Origin of the sequence: Nonomuraea sp. B10E15, assembly GCF_039871615.1 — a bacterium.
Classification (GTDB): Bacteria; Actinomycetota; Actinomycetes; order Streptosporangiales; family Streptosporangiaceae; genus Nonomuraea.
On record NZ_JBDPMB010000001.1, the window covers coordinates 1,537,030 to 1,552,473 of the forward strand.

A 15,444-nucleotide genomic window follows, 5' to 3' on the forward strand; every position below is an offset into this window, starting at 1 on the left:
TCAAGGCAATGGACATCGAGTCGCCGGACAAGTTGATCGAGCTCCTCGACCGGCACGCCTACCTGGCCGACGAAGGGCTGGCCACGGCGGCCTTCCTCGCGCTGCGGATGGGGCGGCCGCTGTTCCTCGAAGGGGAGGCGGGCGTCGGGAAGACCGAGCTGGCCAAGACCCTCGCGGCGCTGCTGGAGGCGCCGCTCATCAGGCTCCAGTGTTATGAGGGGCTCGACGCGGCCCAGGCCCTGTACGACTGGGACTTCGCTCGCCAGCTCCTCCACCTCAAGGCCGCGGAGGCCGCCGGGATCACCGACGTGAGCCGGCTCGAAGGGGAGATCTACGACCGTCGGTTCCTGATCGCCAGGCCGCTGCTGAAGGCCGTGGAGACGCAGCCGAGCGTGCTGCTCGTGGACGAGATCGACCGGGCCGACGACGAGTTCGAGGCGTTCCTGCTCGAGGTGCTCTCCGACTTCACCATCTCCATCCCCGAGCTGGGCACCGTCAGGGCCGCGACGCCTCCGGTCGTCGTGGTGACCTCCAACAGGACGCGCGAGGTGCACGACGCGCTCAAGCGGCGCTGCCTCTACCACTGGCTGGAGCATCCGAGCTTCGACCGCGAGGTCGCGATCCTGCTGCGCCGCCTGCCCGGCTGCACCGAGACGCTGGCCGGGCAGGTGGCGCGGACGGCCGGGCGGCTGCGCCAGGCCGACCTGGTCAAACCGCCGGGCGTGGCCGAGACGCTCGACTGGACCGAGGCGCTGCTGACGCTCGGCGCCAAGGAGCTCGATCCGGGCAGGGCCGCGGCCACGCTGGGCGCGGCGCTGAAATACCGCGAGGACGTCGCCACCGTGCTCGGGAACGGGCTGCTCGCCCATGGATGAGCTGGCCGCCACCATGACGGGGTTCGCCAGGACGCTGCGCGCGGCCGGCGTCGCGGCCGACCACGAACGCACCCAGAACCTGCTCAGGGCGCTCGGCCACCTCGACGTGACCGACCCGGGCGAGGTCTACTGGGCCGGGCGGCTCACCCTCTGCGTCACGCCCGACGACCTGCCGCGATACGACCGGTGCTTCGCCGCCTACTTCGGCGGGGCGCGGGCGGGTGCCGCCCGTACGAGCACGTCCACCGTGACCCGGCACCTCGCCGCGCAGGCCGAGAGCGGCGGAGAGGACGCCGACGGCGACGACGGGACGGCGGCGCCGGCCACCGCGAGCCGCGCGGAGGTGCTGCGGCACCGCGACGTGGCCCGGCTGACGGAGGCCGAACGGGCCGAGGTGCACCGGATGCTCTCCCTGCTGCGCGGCGGGCGGGCGCGGCGGCGTTCGCGCCGGTTCGAGAGCGCCCACCGGGGCGTGCTCGACCAGCGGCGCACCATCCGCGACGCGCTCAGGAAGGGCGACGTGGCGCGGCTCAGGCACCGCAGGCACACCACCAGGCCGCGTACGGTGGTGCTCTTCGTCGACGTCAGCGGCTCCATGGCCCCGTACGCCGAGACCCTGCTCCGCTTCGCCCACGCGCTGGTCAGGAGCGAGCCCAGGGCCACCAGGGTCTATTCCGTCGGCACCCGGCTGACCCCGATCACCGCCGAGCTGCGCCACCGCGACCCGGGCACGGCGCTGAACGAGGTCTCCAGGACCATTCCCGACTGGAGCGGAGGAACCCGCCTGGGGGAGGAACTCCGCGAATACCTGGCCCGTTACAGCGCCAGGGGGACGATCGCGGTGATCGCCTCCGACGGGTGGGAACGCGGCGATCCCGCGCTGCTCGGCGCCCAGATGGCCAGGCTGGCCCGGCAGGCCCACCGCGTGATCTGGGTCAACCCGCACAAGGGATACGCGGACTACCAGCCGCTCACCGGCGGCATGCGGGCCGCGCTGCCGCATCTCGACGACCTGGTGGCCGGGCACAGCCTGGCCGCCTACGAGCAACTCAGCGAAAGGCTCGCCCATGCGTGACGTGCTGCCGGAGATCATGGAGTGGTGGAGGTCCGGGCACCGGTTCGGGCTGGCGACCGTGGTCAGCACGTTCAGCAGCGCGCCACGGCCGCCCGGCGCGGCCATGGCGGTGCGCGGCGAGGAGGTGGCCGGCAGCGTGTCCGGCGGCTGTGTCGAGGGGGCTGTGTTCGAGCTGGCCACGGAGCTGGTCACGGAGACCGGCCGGCCGGTCATGCAGCGGTACGGCGTCAGCGACGACGACGCGTTCGCCGTCGGGCTCACGTGCGGCGGCATCATCGACGTCTTCGTCGAGCCCGTCTCGCGGGAGACGTTCCCCGAGCTGGAGGAGATCTCCGCGGCCGTCGAGGAGCGCCGGCCGGTCGCCGTGGCCACCATCGTCTCCGGCCCCGGCCAGGTCGGCGCCCGCCGGGTCGTCTGGCCTGACCGCTCGTCGGGCAGCCTCGGCCTGGAGCGTCTCGACGAGGCCGTGGACGACGACGCCCGCGGCATGCTCGCCCAGGGCCTGACCGGCATCAGGCACTACGGCGGCCAGGGGGAGCGCCGGCTGGACGACCTGGCGGTGTTCGTCCAGTCGTTCGCGCCGCCGCCGCGGATGCTGGTGTTCGGGGCCATCGACTTCGCCGCGGCCGTGGCCAGGGTGGGCAAGTTCCTCGGCTACCACGTCACGGTCTGCGACGCCCGGCCGATCTTCGCCACCGCCAAGCGGTTCCCCGACGCCGACGAGGTGGTGGTCAAGTGGCCGCACGACTACCTGGCCTCCGTGGAGGTGGACGAGCGCACGGCGATCTGCGTGCTCACCCACGACCCGAAGTTCGACGTGCCGCTGCTGGAGGTGGCGTTGCGCACCCGCGCCGGCTACGTGGGCGCCATGGGCTCGCGCCGCACCCACGACGACCGGCTCGCGCGCCTGCGCGAGTCCGGACTCACCGAGGACGAGCTGGCCCGGCTGCGCTCGCCCATCGGTCTCGACCTGGGCGCGCGCACCCCCGAGGAGACGGCCGTGGCCATCGCCGCCGAGCTGATCCAGTTGCGGTGGGGCGGCTCGGGCGCCCCGCTGTCCACCACGCGGGGCCGCATCCACCACGAGGGCCCATGAGATCCGGCGGGGTGGCGGGGCTGCTGCTGGCCGCCGGGCGGGGCTCCCGGCTGGGCACGCCGAAGGCACTGGTGGAATATGCCGGCGAGCGGCTGGTCGACCGGGGTGTGCGGCTGCTGGAGGAGGGCGGCTGCCATCCCGTCGTGGTGGTGCTCGGCGCGGCCACCGTGCAGGTTCGGGGTGCGGTGACCGTGCGCAACCCCGGCTGGGCGTCCGGCATGGGCTCGTCCCTGCGGGCGGGGCTGGCCGCGCTGCCCGAGGAGGCGGAGTCCGTGGTGGTGGCGCTGGTCGACCAGCCGCTGATCCGTCCTGGCGCGGTGCGCGCGCTGATCGCGTCCGGCGCGGGGCTGGCGGTGGCGACCTACGGTGGCCGGCGCAGGAATCCCGTGCTGATCGGCCGCGAGCACTTCGCCGGGGTGGCGGAGCTGGCCGAGGGGGACGTCGGCGCGCGGGCGTACATCAAGGCACGTCCCGAGCTGGTCACCGAGGTGCCGTGCGACGGCCACGGCGACCCCGCCGACATCGACACGCCGGAGGACCTGCGCCTGCTAGAGGCGGAGTGAGGCCACGGCCGCGCGGTGGTCGCTGCCGGTCGCGGGGGCCACGCCCGCCCTGGTGGCCGTCATGCCTTTGTAGAGGATGTGGTCGGGCCTGGTGACGGGGAACTCCGACGGCCAGGTGAAGCCGAACCCGTCGCCGGCCGCGGACTGGGCGTCGGTCAGCGGCGGCGTGAGCCCGCGCATGCCCCGGTCGGTGGTGGCGGTGTTGAGGTCGCCGAGCAGCAGGATGCGCTTGCTGGAGTCGGCGTCGATGAGCCTGCGCGCCTGCGCGAGCGAGGCGTCGCGCGAGGTGGTGTGCCCGGGCCGGGCGGAGGCCAGGTGCATGACGTAGACGGTCACCTTGCCCTTGGGCGTGGAGATCACGGCGCGCAGCGCCCGCGGCCAGCCCATGCCGACGTCGAGCGGCCTGCTCTTGGTGATCGGGTAGCGGCTCCACAGGCCGACCGTGCTGACCGGATAGCGGTAGCGGAACATCTTGTTGAGCTGCTTGGCCGCGGGCCCGCCGCGGGTCAGCTCCTGGGCGGCGAGCAGGTCGAGGTCCTTGGCGACCTGCCGCACGGCCTCGCCCGAGGCGTTGTTGGTGACGCCGACGTTGATCGTGCCGACGGCCAGGTCGCTGGGGCCGCCCGGCGGCGTGCGCAGCAGCGTGGACCCGAACATCGCCGCCCACACGATCCCGGGCACCAGCGCCGCGGCGGCGGCGGCCCTGGAACGTGCCATCGTGGCGGCCGCGAGCAGCACGGGAACGGACCAGCCCATCCAGGGCAGCAGGCTCTCCAGAACGGGGGTGAACCCGCCCAGCGCCGGGATCAGCCCATGCCCCGCCAGAGTCATGGCCACCGCGGCCGAGACGATGACGACGATCCGGCTCAGCATCTGATCCAGAGTAGTGGCTCCCGCTCCGAACAGCCGACACGATAGCCTGTTCCCACTCGAACGGAACAACATTCGGTCAGCGGGAGCCCGGCATGCGCATCGGTATGGCACTCAACTACTCGGGTGGCTTCAAGGAGTCGGTGGAAGAGTTGTCCGACTACGAGAAGGCGGGCCTGGACATCGTGTTCGTGGCCGAGGCCTACTCCTTCGACGCGGTCAGCCAGATGGGCTACATCGCGGCCAGGACCGAGCGGCTGGAGATCGCCTCCGGCATCCTGCCGATCTACTCCCGCACGCCGGCGCTGCTGGCCATGACGGCCGCGGGCCTCGACTACGTCTCCGACGGGCGCTTCACGCTCGGCCTGGGGGCCTCGGGGCCGCAGGTGATCGAGGGCTTCCACGGGGTGCCGTACACCGCGCCGCTGGGCCGTACACGGGAGGTCATCGAGATCTGCCGGAAGGTGTGGCGGCGCGAGCGCCTGGAGCACGACGGCAGGCACTACACGCTGCCCCTGCCGCCCGGCCAGGGTACGGGCCTGGGCAAGGCGCTGAAGCTGATCAACCATCCGGTACGCTCCCGCATCCCGATCGTGGTCGCCGCCATCGGCCCCAAGAACGTCGAGCTGGCCGCCGAGCTGGCCGAGGGCTGGGAGCCGATCTTCTACTACCCCGAGAAGGCCGCGGACGTGTGGGGTCCTTCGCTGGCGGCGGGCAAGGCCGGGCGCGACCCGGAGCTGGGCGAGCTGGACGTGATCGCGCAGGCGTCGCTGGCGATCGGCGACGACGTGGCGGGGCTGCTGGAGTTCGGCCGGCCGATGGCGGCGCTCTACATCGGCGGCATGGGCGCCAAGGGGAAGAACTTCTACAACGACCTGGCACGGCGCTACGGCTACGAGAAGGAGGCCGAGCAGATCCAGGACCTCTACCTGGAGGGCCAGAAGGACGCCGCCGCCGCGCTGGTGCCCACCGAGTTGCTGGAGAACATGTCTCTGGTCGGCAGCGAGGGGTTCGTGCGCGACCGGGTGCGGGCGCTGAAGGACTCGGGCGTGACCACGCTCAACGTGACGCCGCTCGGCAGGACGCACGAGGAGCGCGTACGCCTCATCGAAACGATCAAGGAGATCGCCGAATAGTGGGCTAAAACACACTCACTGGGGAATATCCATAAATACAGGGTAGTTAACCGGCTTTGTGAGGTTCTCTGTCGTGCTCGTGCGCCTGGTCGGCCGGCTGCACATCGACCTGTGCCGGACGCGCGGCTCTCTCTGTCTCTGATCGCTCCGCCCACGACCCTTCACCCCTGGGCCTGCCCTTCGGCATGCCGCGAAACCTCGGAGCTCCCCCGTGAAGAGATTGTCCTTCTCCCTGCAGTTGCTGTTCGGCCTCGTGGCCGGCGTCGCGCTCGGGTTCGTCGCCAGGATCTGGGACGTGACCTGGCTCGCCGAGACGCTGACCCAGGTCGGCGCGATCTTCGTCCAGCTGCTCAAGCTCGCCGTCCCGCCCCTGGTCTTCACCGCCGTGCTGGTCAGCGTGGCCAACCTGCGCAACGTCAGCGGGGCGGCCAGGCTCGCGTCCAAGACGCTGCTCTGGTTCCTCCTCACCGCGCTCGTGTCGGTGGCGTTCGCGATCGGGCTCGGCCTGGTCATCAACCCCGGCCAGGGCGTCACCCTCGACACCGGAGCGGCCAAGGCGCCGGAGAGCTCCGGCAGCTGGCTCGACTTCGTCACCGGCGTCGTCCCGACGAACGTCGTCACCGCCTTCACCGAGGTGAACGTCCTCCAGATCGTCTTCCTGGGGGTCGTGCTCGGCGCGGCGGCCCTGGCCGTCGGAGAGAAGGCCGAGCCGTTCCTGAACCTCGGCCGGTCCGTGCTGGAGCTGGTGCAGAAGGCGCTGTGGTGGGTCATCCGCCTGGCCCCTCTCGGCACGGCCGGCCTGATCGGCAAGGCCGTCTCCACGTACGGCTGGGACCTGCTCGCGCCGCTCGCCAAGTTCAGCGTCGGCGTCTACGTCGGCTGCTTCATCGTGCTGCTGGCCGTCTACCCGACGCTGCTGGCGGTGTGGGGCAAGGTCAACCCGATCCAGTTCTTCCGCAACGCCTGGCCCGCGATCGAGCTGGCCTTCGTCTCGCGTTCCTCCGTCGGCACGCTGCCCCTGACCCAGAAGGTCACCATCGAGCGCAACGGCGTGGACGGCGGCTACGCCTCCTTCGCCGTGCCCTTCGGCGCTACCACCAAGATGGACGGCTGCGCCTCGGTCTATCCGGCCCTGGCGGCGATCTTCGTGGCCCAGGTGTTCGGCGTGCCGCTCGGGGTGGGCGACTACCTGCTGATCGCGTTCGTCTCGGTGGTCGGATCCGCCGCGACGGCCGGACTGACCGGCGCGATCGTCATGCTGACGCTCACGCTGAGCACGCTCGGGCTGCCGCTCGAGGGCGTCGGCCTGCTGCTGGCGATCGACCCGATCCTCGACATGATCCGCACCGCGACCAACGTCACCGGCCAGATGGTGGTGCCGGTCCTGGTGGCCCGCTCGGAAGGCCGCCTCGACGAGGCCGTCTTCAACGCGCCGCCGCAGCCGCTCGACACCGCCCCCGCTGGGCCCGCGCCCCGCGCGCCCGAACCGGCCACGGCCTGAGCAGGCTTGCCCTGGCGGGAAGCCGTCGGCTTCCCGCCAGGCCCGTTCGGGGCGCTGTTCGGCGCGGAGCGCGGCCGGCCGTTCGGGTCATTCGTACGTCAGCAGGTCGCCCGGCTGGCACCCGAGCGCCTGGCACAGCCGCGCCAGCGTGGAGAAGCGGATCGCCTTGGCGTGGCCGTTCTTCAAGATGGACAGGTTGACCACGGTGATCTCCACGCGGTGCGACAACTCGGTGAGCGTCATGCCGCGCTCCTTGAGCAGTTCGTCGAGGCGCACCCTGACGACCGGTTCGCCCATCAGACCGTGGCCTCGACCTCTTCGAGCAGGGCCAGGCCCCGCCGTACGATCTCCGACACGCCCAGCGCGGCGAAGCCCGCGACGACGGCCCAGAGCAACGTGCTCGACGGCGGGTAGAACGCATAGCTCTCGGTCAGCAGCATGGCGGCCAGGGCGGCCTCCGCCACCATCCCGAGCGCGGCCGACGCGAGCGAACCCGCGATGACGATCCAGCCGATCCCGCGCAGGAGATCGGCCGTCGTGGCGGAGAACAGCGCCCTGTCGCCCGCCCTGGCCCTGCGCAGTGCCCGGATGAGCGTGAACAGCGCGAGGAGGCCCATGGCCACTCCTGGCGCCCACATCAGCAGGTAGAACAGGCCCGCGACCGGCGAGGCGTCCTGCGGCCGGACCATCGCCTCGGCGCTGACGCCGTCGATCGCGACTCCGGCCGGGACCATGCCCGAGGTGGGCACGTCGAACACGCGGAGGGGGATGGAGATCCCCTTGGGCGCGCCGATGAAGGCGATCGCCACGTTGGCGGCGAGCGCGGCCAGGGCGGCCAGGCAGCCGAGGACGAAGGCGAAGGTCAGCAGGGTCTCGAGCCGGGTGATCCATCGGGTTGGCATAACGATAAACGTAAATAACGACTTTCGTTACGTCAAGGCGGTGAGAAGCCCGCCGTCCGGGGCGATGGCGGGGCGGCGGAGTCTCCGTGGCTCTATGGTTGGTCGAAATACTGATGTTCAAGCTATTGGCGGGGATATGTCCGACGCGACGGAGCGCGCGCCGTCCTTGGTCGCTGACCGGTACCGGCTCGACGAGCGCATCGGCAGCGGGCCGATGGGTGAGGTGTGGCAGGGGTACGACACGCGGGCCGACTGGGTCGTGGCCGTCAAGGTCCTCGGCGCCAAGGCGGCGGGGTCCGCCACGAGAGAGGTGCTCAGGCAGCACGCGCAGGCCGCGGCGCGGGTCATCCACCCCAACGTGGCCATGGTGCTCGACGTCGGCGACGAGGACGGCGCTCCGTTCCTCGTGATGGAGTTCCTCACCGGGCTCAGCCTGGGCGAGGAGCTGGCCGCCCGGGGCCCCCTGCCGATCGTGGAGGTCTGCGACCTGATCGGGCAGGCCGCGGCCGGGCTGGACGCCGCGCACCGGGCCGGCGTCGTGCACGGCCAGGTGGACCCGGACAGCTTCCGCCGGGCCGGGAGCGGCGTGCTCAAGGCCGTCGGGTTCGGGATGCACGACAAGGAGCCGCCCGTCCGCGACCAGCGGTACGTGGCGCCCGAGCGGGTCGCCGGCCAGGCGGCGCAGGCTCCCGGTGACCTGTACGCGCTCGGTGCGGTCTGCTACGAGTTGCTCTGCGGCCACCCGCCCGCCGCCCTCGACCCGGCCGGCTCAGCTGCCCCCGGCTCGGTCGCCTCTGCCGCCACCCGCCCGTCCGCCTCTGCCGCCACCGGGTCGTTCTCGTCCGCTGATGCCGATTCGTCCGGGTCTGCCGCCGCCCAGGACGGCGACGGCGGGCCCGCGGCCGGCGACCAGGCCACCGGCGCGCCTGGCGGCGGAGGCGCTCCCGGCGGTGCGGGAGCGCGCGGGGGCGGGGTCGTGCCGCCCAGCGCGCACCGGCCGGACGTGCCCGCCGAACTGGACCGGCTGGTGCTGGCCATGCTCGCCGAGGACCCTGCCAGGCGGCCCGCCGGCGGCGAGTCCATCCGGCGGGCGCTGGCGGCCATCGCCAGGCCGCGCGCCAACCCGGCCGCCCCTCCCAGGACCGGCGCCCCCGCCGGGGCTCCCGGCGGTGGGGCGACCGAGGTCTACCTGCGCGCCGTCCCCAGAGCCGGTGACACCGCGATCTATCAGGCGGGCGATCTGGGGCCGGAGCCCGGCGCCGCCAACCGCAAGCTGTTCGTCCAGCTCGGCGCGGCCGTGGCGATCATCGCGGTCGTGACCGTCGTCATGGTGGTGTGGGCGGCGTCGGGGGCGCGGCAGGCCGCCGTGTCCACGCCTTCCCCTTCGCCCAGCACCTCGATCGAGGCGCCGGCCGAGACGCCGTTCGAGACGCCCTCCAGCGACCCGACCCCCGGCATCGTGACCACGCTCGACACCGGACCGACCACCCTGCTCGGGACGGTGCCGCCCAAGGCCACGCTGGGGGAGACCATCCCTCCGGGCGGATGGGGCAGGTGGCTGCAGGCGTTCGACGAGGCGCTGAACGCCCAGCAGGCCATGGGCGGGATCGATCCCGGCGTCGCGGCGAAGGCCCGCGAGAAGATCAGGAAGGCGGGCAGGAAGTTCGACGAGGGCCACGCCGGTCCGGCACTCAACCACGTGGGCGGGGTCTACCGCGACTTGATGCGCGCGCAGGAGAAGGGTCGCATGGTGCCGGGAGGGCCGCTGGTCGAGTTCATGGGGGAGTGGCGCCTGCCGAGCCGCTGACCGCCGCGACAGGGCGGGCAATCGTGATATGAGGGACATAGCGCGTAAATTGGCGAAATGACCTTCGACTACGCGGCTCGCCGGGAGCGGCTCGCCGGGCTGCTGCCCGCCCACGAGGTCCAGGCCCTGCTGGTCACCGCGCCCGAGAACGTCCGCTACCTGACCGGGCTGGCCAGCTCCAACGCGGCCGTGCTGGTCAGGGCCGACGGCTCGGCGCTGCTGGCCACCGACAACCGCTACATCGACGTGGCACGCGCCCTCGACGTGCCGGCGGTCGAGGCGGCCGACGTGGCGGGCGCGCTGGCGAGCGTCCTGGAAGAGCCCAGGACCGGCATCGAGGCGGCGAGCATGAGCGTGGCCACCTATCACCACCTGGGTCACCACCTGGGTCACCACCTGGGTCACCGGCCGGGTCACCGGCCGGGCGAGGCGCTGGTCCCGCTGGGACCGGTGGCGGAGGGGCTGCGGACGGTCAAGGACGACGCGGAGCTGGCGCTCCTGCGCACCGCCTGCGAGCTCACCGACCAGGCGTTCGACGACGTCCGGCAGCGCATCGCCCCCGGCATGACCGAGCGTGACCTGGCCCGCCTGCTCGACAACCGCATGACCGAGCTGGGCGCCGACAGGCCCGCGTTCGACACGATCGTCGCGGCCGGCGAGAACGGCGCGATCCCCCACCACGCTCCCACCGGCAGGGAGCTGCGCGCCGGCGACCTGGTCACCATGGACTTCGGCGCCCGCTACCGCGGTTACCACGCCGACATGACGAGAACGGTCTGCCTCGGCCCGCCCGCCGCCTGGCAACGCGAGCTGTACGACCTGGTCGTCGCGGCGCAGCGGGCGGGCAGGCACGCCCTCGCCCCCGGAGCGCCGGCCGGCGACGTGGACGCCGCCGCCCGCTCCGTGATCGCCGACGCCGGTCACGCAGAGCACTTCCGGCACGGTCTCGGCCACGGAGTCGGGCTGCAGATCCATGAGGAGCCGTTCCTGGGTCCCTCTCGGACCGGTAGACTAGAGGATCGAGTTCCGATCACCGTCGAGCCCGGGGTCTACCTCCCGGGCCGGGGCGGCGTTCGCATTGAGGACACGCTTGTGACACGCGAGGGCGGGCCGGAGCTTTTCACCAAGACGACCAAGGAGCTGCTCGTCCTTTAGAGCGGCCACACGCGGGAGAGAACGAGTGGCGACGACCAACGACCTGAAGAACGGCATGGTGCTGAAGCTCGACGGCGGGGAGCTCTGGGCCGTTGTGGAATTCCAGCACGTCAAGCCGGGCAAGGGCGGCGCGTTCGTGCGCACCAAACTCAAGAACGTCCTCTCGGGAAAGGTCGTCGACAAGACCTTCAACGCCGGCGTCAAGGTCGAGGTGGCCAACGTCGACAAGCGCGAGATGCAATATTCGTACAAGGACGGCGACGAGTTCGTGTTCATGGACACCGAGACCTACGACATGGTCAACGTGCCCAGCGTCACGGTCGGCACCGCCGCCAACTACATGCTGGAGAACACCCTGGCCACGGTGGCCTTCAACGAGGGTTCCGCGCTCTATGTCGATCTGCCCGCGGCCGTCGAGCTGACCATCTCCACCACCGAGCCGGGCCTGCAGGGCGACCGCTCCACCGGCGGCACCAAGCCCGCCACGCTGGAGACCGGCGCGGAGATCAAGGTCCCGCTGTTCATCACCACCGGGGAGAAGGTCAAGGTCGACACCCGCAGCGGCGAATACCTCGGCCGGGCCTGAGGTGTCGGCACGCGGCAAAGCACGCAGGCGGGCACTCGACATCCTTTTCGAGGCCGAGCTGCGCGGCGAGGATGCGCTGAAGATCCTCGCCGAGCGGGTGGAGCGGCAGGAGCCTCCGGTCAACGAATACACCTCTGCCCTCGTCGAGGGCGTCGCCCGACACAACGAGCGCATCGACGAGCTGATCACCACCTACGCCGAGGGATGGACCCTCGACCGCATGCCGGCGGTCGACCGCAACCTGCTGCGCGGCGGCACGTACGAACTGCTGTGGATGCCCGACGTGCCCGAGGGCGTGGTCATCAGCGAGTGGGTGCACCTGGCGGGGGAGCTCTCGACCGACGAGTCGCCCCAGTTCGTCAACGGGCTGCTGGCCCGCTTCAAGCAACTCAAGCCAAGCCTCACCCTTTAGACACCCTGTTGCCCGCCGTCATGGCCGCGAGTTCGGGGTACGTTCCAACCACGGCGATCCCGCACGGCGCGTGCGGGCCCGTCCGGCATCCGGAGCAAGGGCGCGTCACCAGCCGCGACGCGCCCTTCACTCTGCCGCCTGCACGCTCGGGCCCCCTTGACTGGTCCCCCCGCTCACGATTCCCCGTCGCCCGAAGGCGACTCAGGAGGCTCTCATGGTGACGGAAGAGGACGTGCGCAGGCTGGCGCTGACGCTGCCCGGGACGACCGAGAAGAGCATGTACGGCACCCCCGCCTTCTACGTGCGCGGCAAGTGGTTCGCCCGGATCAGGGAAGAGGGCGACGTGCTCGTCCTCCCGGTGCCGGCCGAGGAGGAGAAGGCCGGGCTGATCGCGGCCGAGCCCGCCAAGTTCTTCACCACGCCGCATTACGACGGGCACGCGATCGTGCTCGCGCGGTTCGGAGCGGTGGACGCCGAGGAGATGGGCGAGCTGCTGACCGAGGCCTGGCGGCTGCGGGCGCCGAAACGGCTGGCCGCCGAGTTCGACGCCCGAGCCTGACCGCCGGGCCGCCCGGCGGGGAGCGGGCGATCGCGCGCACGGCGTAGGCTGGGCCCATCCGCGGAGAAGCCGTTCGCGAAGTGCGCGTTCGCGAGGGCGCCGGTCGCGAGGGAAAGGGAGGCGAACCGACGTTGCGTGCTGAAGGCGTCACGAGGACCCCGGCGGTGCGGACCGCCGTCGTCTGGGACGCGTTGCGTTCCGTCCTGGCGGAGCGGGCCGCGTCCACCGGGCGCGAGAGGCTCGACATCGTCGACGCGGGCGGCGGCACCGGCGGGTTCGCCGTGCCCCTGGCGGCGCTCGGCCACGGCGTCACCGTCGTCGACCCGAGCCCCGACTCCCTGGCCGCACTCGAGCGCAGGGCCAAGGAGCAGGGCGTGGGCGTCCGCGCGTTGCAGGGTGACGTCGCCGACCTGGGCGAGCTGCTCAGCCGCGACAGCGCCGACCTGGTGCTCTGCCACAGCGTGCTGGAATACGTCGAAGACCCGATCAGCGCGCTGACCGCCGTCGCCGGCGTGTTGCGCAGGGGCGGGGCCGTGAGCGTGCTGGCCGCCAACCCGGTCGCCAGCGCCATCCACCGGGCGCTCGCCGGCCAGTTCGACGAGGCCAGGTCCGTGCTCGACGACCCGGAGGGGAGCTGGGGCGAGCGCGATCCCACGCCCCGGCGTTTCGCCGCCGCCACGCTCGTCGAGTTGCTGGGCGCCACCGGTTTCTCCATCGGAGCCGTCCACGGCGTGCGCGTCTTCGCCGATCTGGTGCCGAGCAGGCTCGTCGACGGTGAGCCAGGCGCCGCGGACACGCTCGTGGCGCTCGAGCAGGCGGCGTCGACCCACCCGGTGCTGAGAGACATCGCCACCCAGTTGCACGCGCTCGGTCACAGGACCTGAGCCCCGATGACCGGCACGAGCGCGGCGGAGATCGCGCCTCATCGCCCCGGCACCTCGGTGCCAGGAAGGAAAAGATCGATGGCGGCTCCTCTCGGTGTAGAACTCCTGTTCGGATAGAATCGGCGGCGTGTCTCGCAAGCAGATCACCGGCATCGGCCCCGCTCCGCGGACCGGGGTCGATGACAGCGGCTGCCCGATCCTCCATGTCGACATGGACGCCTTCTATGCCAGCGTCGAGCTGCTCGACCGTCCCGAGCTGGTGGGCCGGCCCGTGATCGTGGGCTCGCCCGCCGGGCGCGGCGTCGTGCTCAGCGCCACCTACGAGGCCAGGGCGCACGGCGTGCACTCGGCGATGCCGATGAGCAGAGCGCGCCGGCTCTGCCCGCAGGCCACGGTCATCCCGCCCAGCCATGGCAAATACGCCGAGGTCTCCAAGGGCGTCATGGAGATCTTCCACGCGATCACCCCGCAGGTCGAGCCGATCGCCTCCGACGAGGCGTTCCTCGACGTGGGGGGAGCCAGGCGCAGGCTCGGCCCGCCCGCGGCCATCGCCGCCATGATCAGGGAGCAGGTCCTCGACCGCTACGGCATCACCTGCTCCGTCGGCGTCGCCGCGAGTAAATTCGTGGCAAAGCTCGCCTCCAAGCAGTGCAAGCCCGACGGGCTGCTGGTGGTGCCCGCCGACGAGGTGGTCGGTTTCCTGCATCCGCTGCCGGTGTCGGCCTTGTGGGGGGTGGGGGAGCGCACCGAGCAGGCGCTGGTCCGGCTCGGCATCCGCACGGTCGGAGACCTCGCCAGGGTGCCGCCCGGCACCCTGCGGCGGGAGCTGGGGCAGGCCGCGGGCGGGCATCTCGCGGCGCTGGCCTGGGGGCGTGACGAGCGGCCGGTGACCGCCCACGTGCCCGACAAGAGCATCGGCAACGAGGAGACGTTCGCGGCCGACGTGGACGATCCCGAGGTGATCAAGCGCGAGCTGCTGCGCCTGTCGGAGCGGGTGGCCGCCCGGATGCGTAAGGGCGGCCACGTGGGAAGAACGGTAAGTGTGAAGCTCCGCCGCGCCGATTTCACGACGATCAGCCGCTCGCGGACGCTTCGCGAGCCCACAGACGTGGCGCAGGTCATCTATGCCACCGCGTGCGAGCTGTTCGCCGCCGCCGGCCTCGAACGTGTGAGGTTGCGCCTGGTGGGAGTGCGGATGGAAAGTTTGCGACCGGCCGGCGAAGCCGTGCGCCAGCTCAGCCTGGGCGAGCGGGAGACCGGCTGGCGCGAGGCCGAACAGGCCATGGACAAGGCGATCCGGAGATTCGGTCCCGACGCGGTGCTCCCAGCATCGCTAGTACGTGGCAAGCTTGATGAAATAGAGACATGACGTTCGATGTCCAGATTAAGGGGGACATCAGTGCCCCAGTTTTGGGGGAAGGGGGACGAGATGGGTCACAATGGAGCCATGACGTCACCTCCGGTTTGGTCTGCGTTGGACGTTTGCTTTCGCCTGCGTCTACAGCCTCGTATCCTGGGGATGACCGACCGCGAGGTTCGGACACCCCGTGTCGTCCGTTGCCGTCTTCCCCGTCCTGGGGCCGTCCTTGGGAGGCGCCGTGCCGCTCTCTGAGCACGAGCAGCGCTTGCTCGACCAGATCGAGCAGGCCCTCTACGCCGAGGACCCGAAGTGGGCCAACACCGTAAGGATCAGTGACCCGCGCAGCCATTACAAGCGTCGCCTGATCAAAGCCTCCATCGGCTTTGCCCTCGGCGTCGTCGTCATGATGGTCGGCGTGGTCGTCAGTGGCAGTGCCCTGATCCCGCTCGGCGTCGGCGGTTTCGTGGTCATGCTCGCCGCGTGTTTGTGGGGCTTGTCCAGCTGGAAACGTATGAATGGGTTCGGTGACTCGCCCCCGGCCGCCCCCGGCGGCACGGCCGCTCCTCGGGGCAAGCAGCCCCGCAGAGGCAACCGTGGCACCTTCATGGAGCGTATGGAGGAGCGCTGGCGCCGTCGCCACGACGAGCGCTGACCCACCCCAGC

At 71.5% G+C, this 15,444-nt stretch carries 17 protein-coding genes; 14 read left to right on the plus strand and 3 right to left on the minus strand.

Annotation, left to right across the window (positions count from 1 at the left end):
* Positions 1 to 8 precede the first annotated feature (8 nt).
* From ABGB14_RS07125 to ABGB14_RS07140, 4 genes are read left to right on the plus strand one after another with little or no spacing between them, the layout of a single operon-like run.
* Positions 9 to 875 (plus strand): MoxR family ATPase, encoded by an 867-nt coding sequence (locus ABGB14_RS07125; protein WP_347642726.1) that lies wholly within the window; start codon positions 9 to 11, stop codon positions 873 to 875.
* Complete coding sequence (locus ABGB14_RS07130; RefSeq protein WP_347642727.1) at positions 868 to 1,950, plus strand: VWA domain-containing protein; 1,083 nt, start codon at positions 868 to 870, stop codon at positions 1,948 to 1,950. Before ABGB14_RS07125 ends, ABGB14_RS07130 begins: the two co-directional genes overlap by 8 nt.
* A complete protein-coding gene (locus tag ABGB14_RS07135) occupies positions 1,943 to 3,046 on the plus strand; it encodes an XdhC/CoxI family protein (RefSeq protein WP_347642728.1) in 1,104 nt (367 codons plus the stop codon). The genes ABGB14_RS07130 and ABGB14_RS07135 overlap by 8 nt, the downstream gene beginning before the upstream one ends.
* Positions 3,043 to 3,609 (plus strand): nucleotidyltransferase family protein, encoded by a 567-nt coding sequence (locus ABGB14_RS07140; protein WP_347642729.1) that lies wholly within the window; start codon positions 3,043 to 3,045, stop codon positions 3,607 to 3,609. Before ABGB14_RS07135 ends, ABGB14_RS07140 begins: the two co-directional genes overlap by 4 nt.
* On the opposite strand, the gene ABGB14_RS07145 is transcribed toward ABGB14_RS07140, so the two are convergent.
* Positions 3,595 to 4,482, minus strand: coding sequence for an endonuclease/exonuclease/phosphatase family protein (locus tag ABGB14_RS07145; RefSeq protein ID WP_347642730.1), 888 nt, complete (start codon positions 4,480 to 4,482; stop codon positions 3,595 to 3,597). The genes ABGB14_RS07140 and ABGB14_RS07145 overlap by 15 nt on opposite strands.
* 92 nt (positions 4,483 to 4,574) lie before the next feature.
* On the opposite strand from ABGB14_RS07145, the gene ABGB14_RS07150 reads away from it, so the two are divergent.
* Positions 4,575 to 5,615: an LLM class F420-dependent oxidoreductase gene (locus ABGB14_RS07150; protein ID WP_347642731.1), complete on the plus strand. Its 1,041-nt coding sequence runs from the start codon at positions 4,575 to 4,577 to the stop codon at positions 5,613 to 5,615.
* Between the two features lie 211 nt (positions 5,616 to 5,826).
* Positions 5,827 to 7,116, plus strand: a complete 1,290-nt coding sequence (locus tag ABGB14_RS07155) for a dicarboxylate/amino acid:cation symporter (protein WP_347642732.1) — start codon at positions 5,827 to 5,829, stop codon at positions 7,114 to 7,116.
* Positions 7,117 to 7,203: 87 nt separating this feature from the next.
* Here the strand turns inward: ABGB14_RS07155 and ABGB14_RS07160 are convergent, their stop codons facing one another.
* Both ABGB14_RS07160 and ABGB14_RS07165 read right to left on the minus strand, forming a co-directional pair.
* On the minus strand, positions 7,204 to 7,413 hold the full coding sequence (locus ABGB14_RS07160; RefSeq protein WP_132330971.1) for a helix-turn-helix transcriptional regulator: 210 nt from the start codon (positions 7,411 to 7,413) through the stop codon (positions 7,204 to 7,206).
* Complete coding sequence (locus ABGB14_RS07165; RefSeq protein ID WP_347642733.1) at positions 7,413 to 8,018, minus strand: hypothetical protein; 606 nt, start codon at positions 8,016 to 8,018, stop codon at positions 7,413 to 7,415. Before ABGB14_RS07165 ends, ABGB14_RS07160 begins: the two co-directional genes overlap by 1 nt.
* A 136-nt stretch (positions 8,019 to 8,154) precedes the next feature.
* Between ABGB14_RS07165 and ABGB14_RS07170 the strand changes: the two genes are divergently transcribed.
* The 8 genes from ABGB14_RS07170 (at position 8,155) to ABGB14_RS07205 (ending at position 15,433) form a co-directional block, all read left to right on the plus strand.
* The gene (locus ABGB14_RS07170) at positions 8,155 to 9,825 is read left to right on the plus strand and encodes a serine/threonine-protein kinase (RefSeq protein WP_347642734.1); all 1,671 of its coding nucleotides are present in this window, start codon (positions 8,155 to 8,157) and stop codon (positions 9,823 to 9,825) included.
* A 57-nt stretch (positions 9,826 to 9,882) separates the two neighbouring features.
* Positions 9,883 to 10,980 (plus strand): aminopeptidase P family protein, encoded by a 1,098-nt coding sequence (locus ABGB14_RS07175; protein ID WP_347642735.1) that lies wholly within the window; start codon positions 9,883 to 9,885, stop codon positions 10,978 to 10,980.
* 25 nt (positions 10,981 to 11,005) lie between these two features.
* Positions 11,006 to 11,566 carry an elongation factor P gene (gene efp / locus ABGB14_RS07180; RefSeq protein WP_347642736.1) on the plus strand — a complete coding sequence of 187 codons (561 nt, stop codon included), beginning with the start codon at positions 11,006 to 11,008 and terminating at the stop codon, positions 11,564 to 11,566.
* A gap of 1 nt (position 11,567) precedes the next feature.
* Positions 11,568 to 11,978 (plus strand): transcription antitermination factor NusB, encoded by a 411-nt coding sequence (gene nusB / locus ABGB14_RS07185; RefSeq protein ID WP_347621564.1) that lies wholly within the window; start codon positions 11,568 to 11,570, stop codon positions 11,976 to 11,978.
* Positions 11,979 to 12,192: 214 nt separating this feature from the next.
* Entirely contained in the window at positions 12,193 to 12,537 is a 345-nt protein-coding gene (locus ABGB14_RS07190) for an MmcQ/YjbR family DNA-binding protein (protein WP_347642737.1), read from the plus strand.
* A gap of 164 nt (positions 12,538 to 12,701) precedes the next feature.
* Positions 12,702 to 13,421 carry a methyltransferase domain-containing protein gene (locus ABGB14_RS07195; RefSeq protein WP_347642738.1) on the plus strand — a complete coding sequence of 240 codons (720 nt, stop codon included), beginning with the start codon at positions 12,702 to 12,704 and terminating at the stop codon, positions 13,419 to 13,421.
* A 127-nt stretch (positions 13,422 to 13,548) separates the two neighbouring features.
* Entirely contained in the window at positions 13,549 to 14,790 is a 1,242-nt protein-coding gene (gene dinB, locus ABGB14_RS07200; protein WP_347642739.1) for a DNA polymerase IV, read from the plus strand.
* A 229-nt stretch (positions 14,791 to 15,019) separates the two neighbouring features.
* Positions 15,020 to 15,433 (plus strand): DUF3040 domain-containing protein, encoded by a 414-nt coding sequence (locus tag ABGB14_RS07205; protein WP_347642740.1) that lies wholly within the window; start codon positions 15,020 to 15,022, stop codon positions 15,431 to 15,433.
* Positions 15,434 to 15,444: the final 11 nt, after the last annotated feature.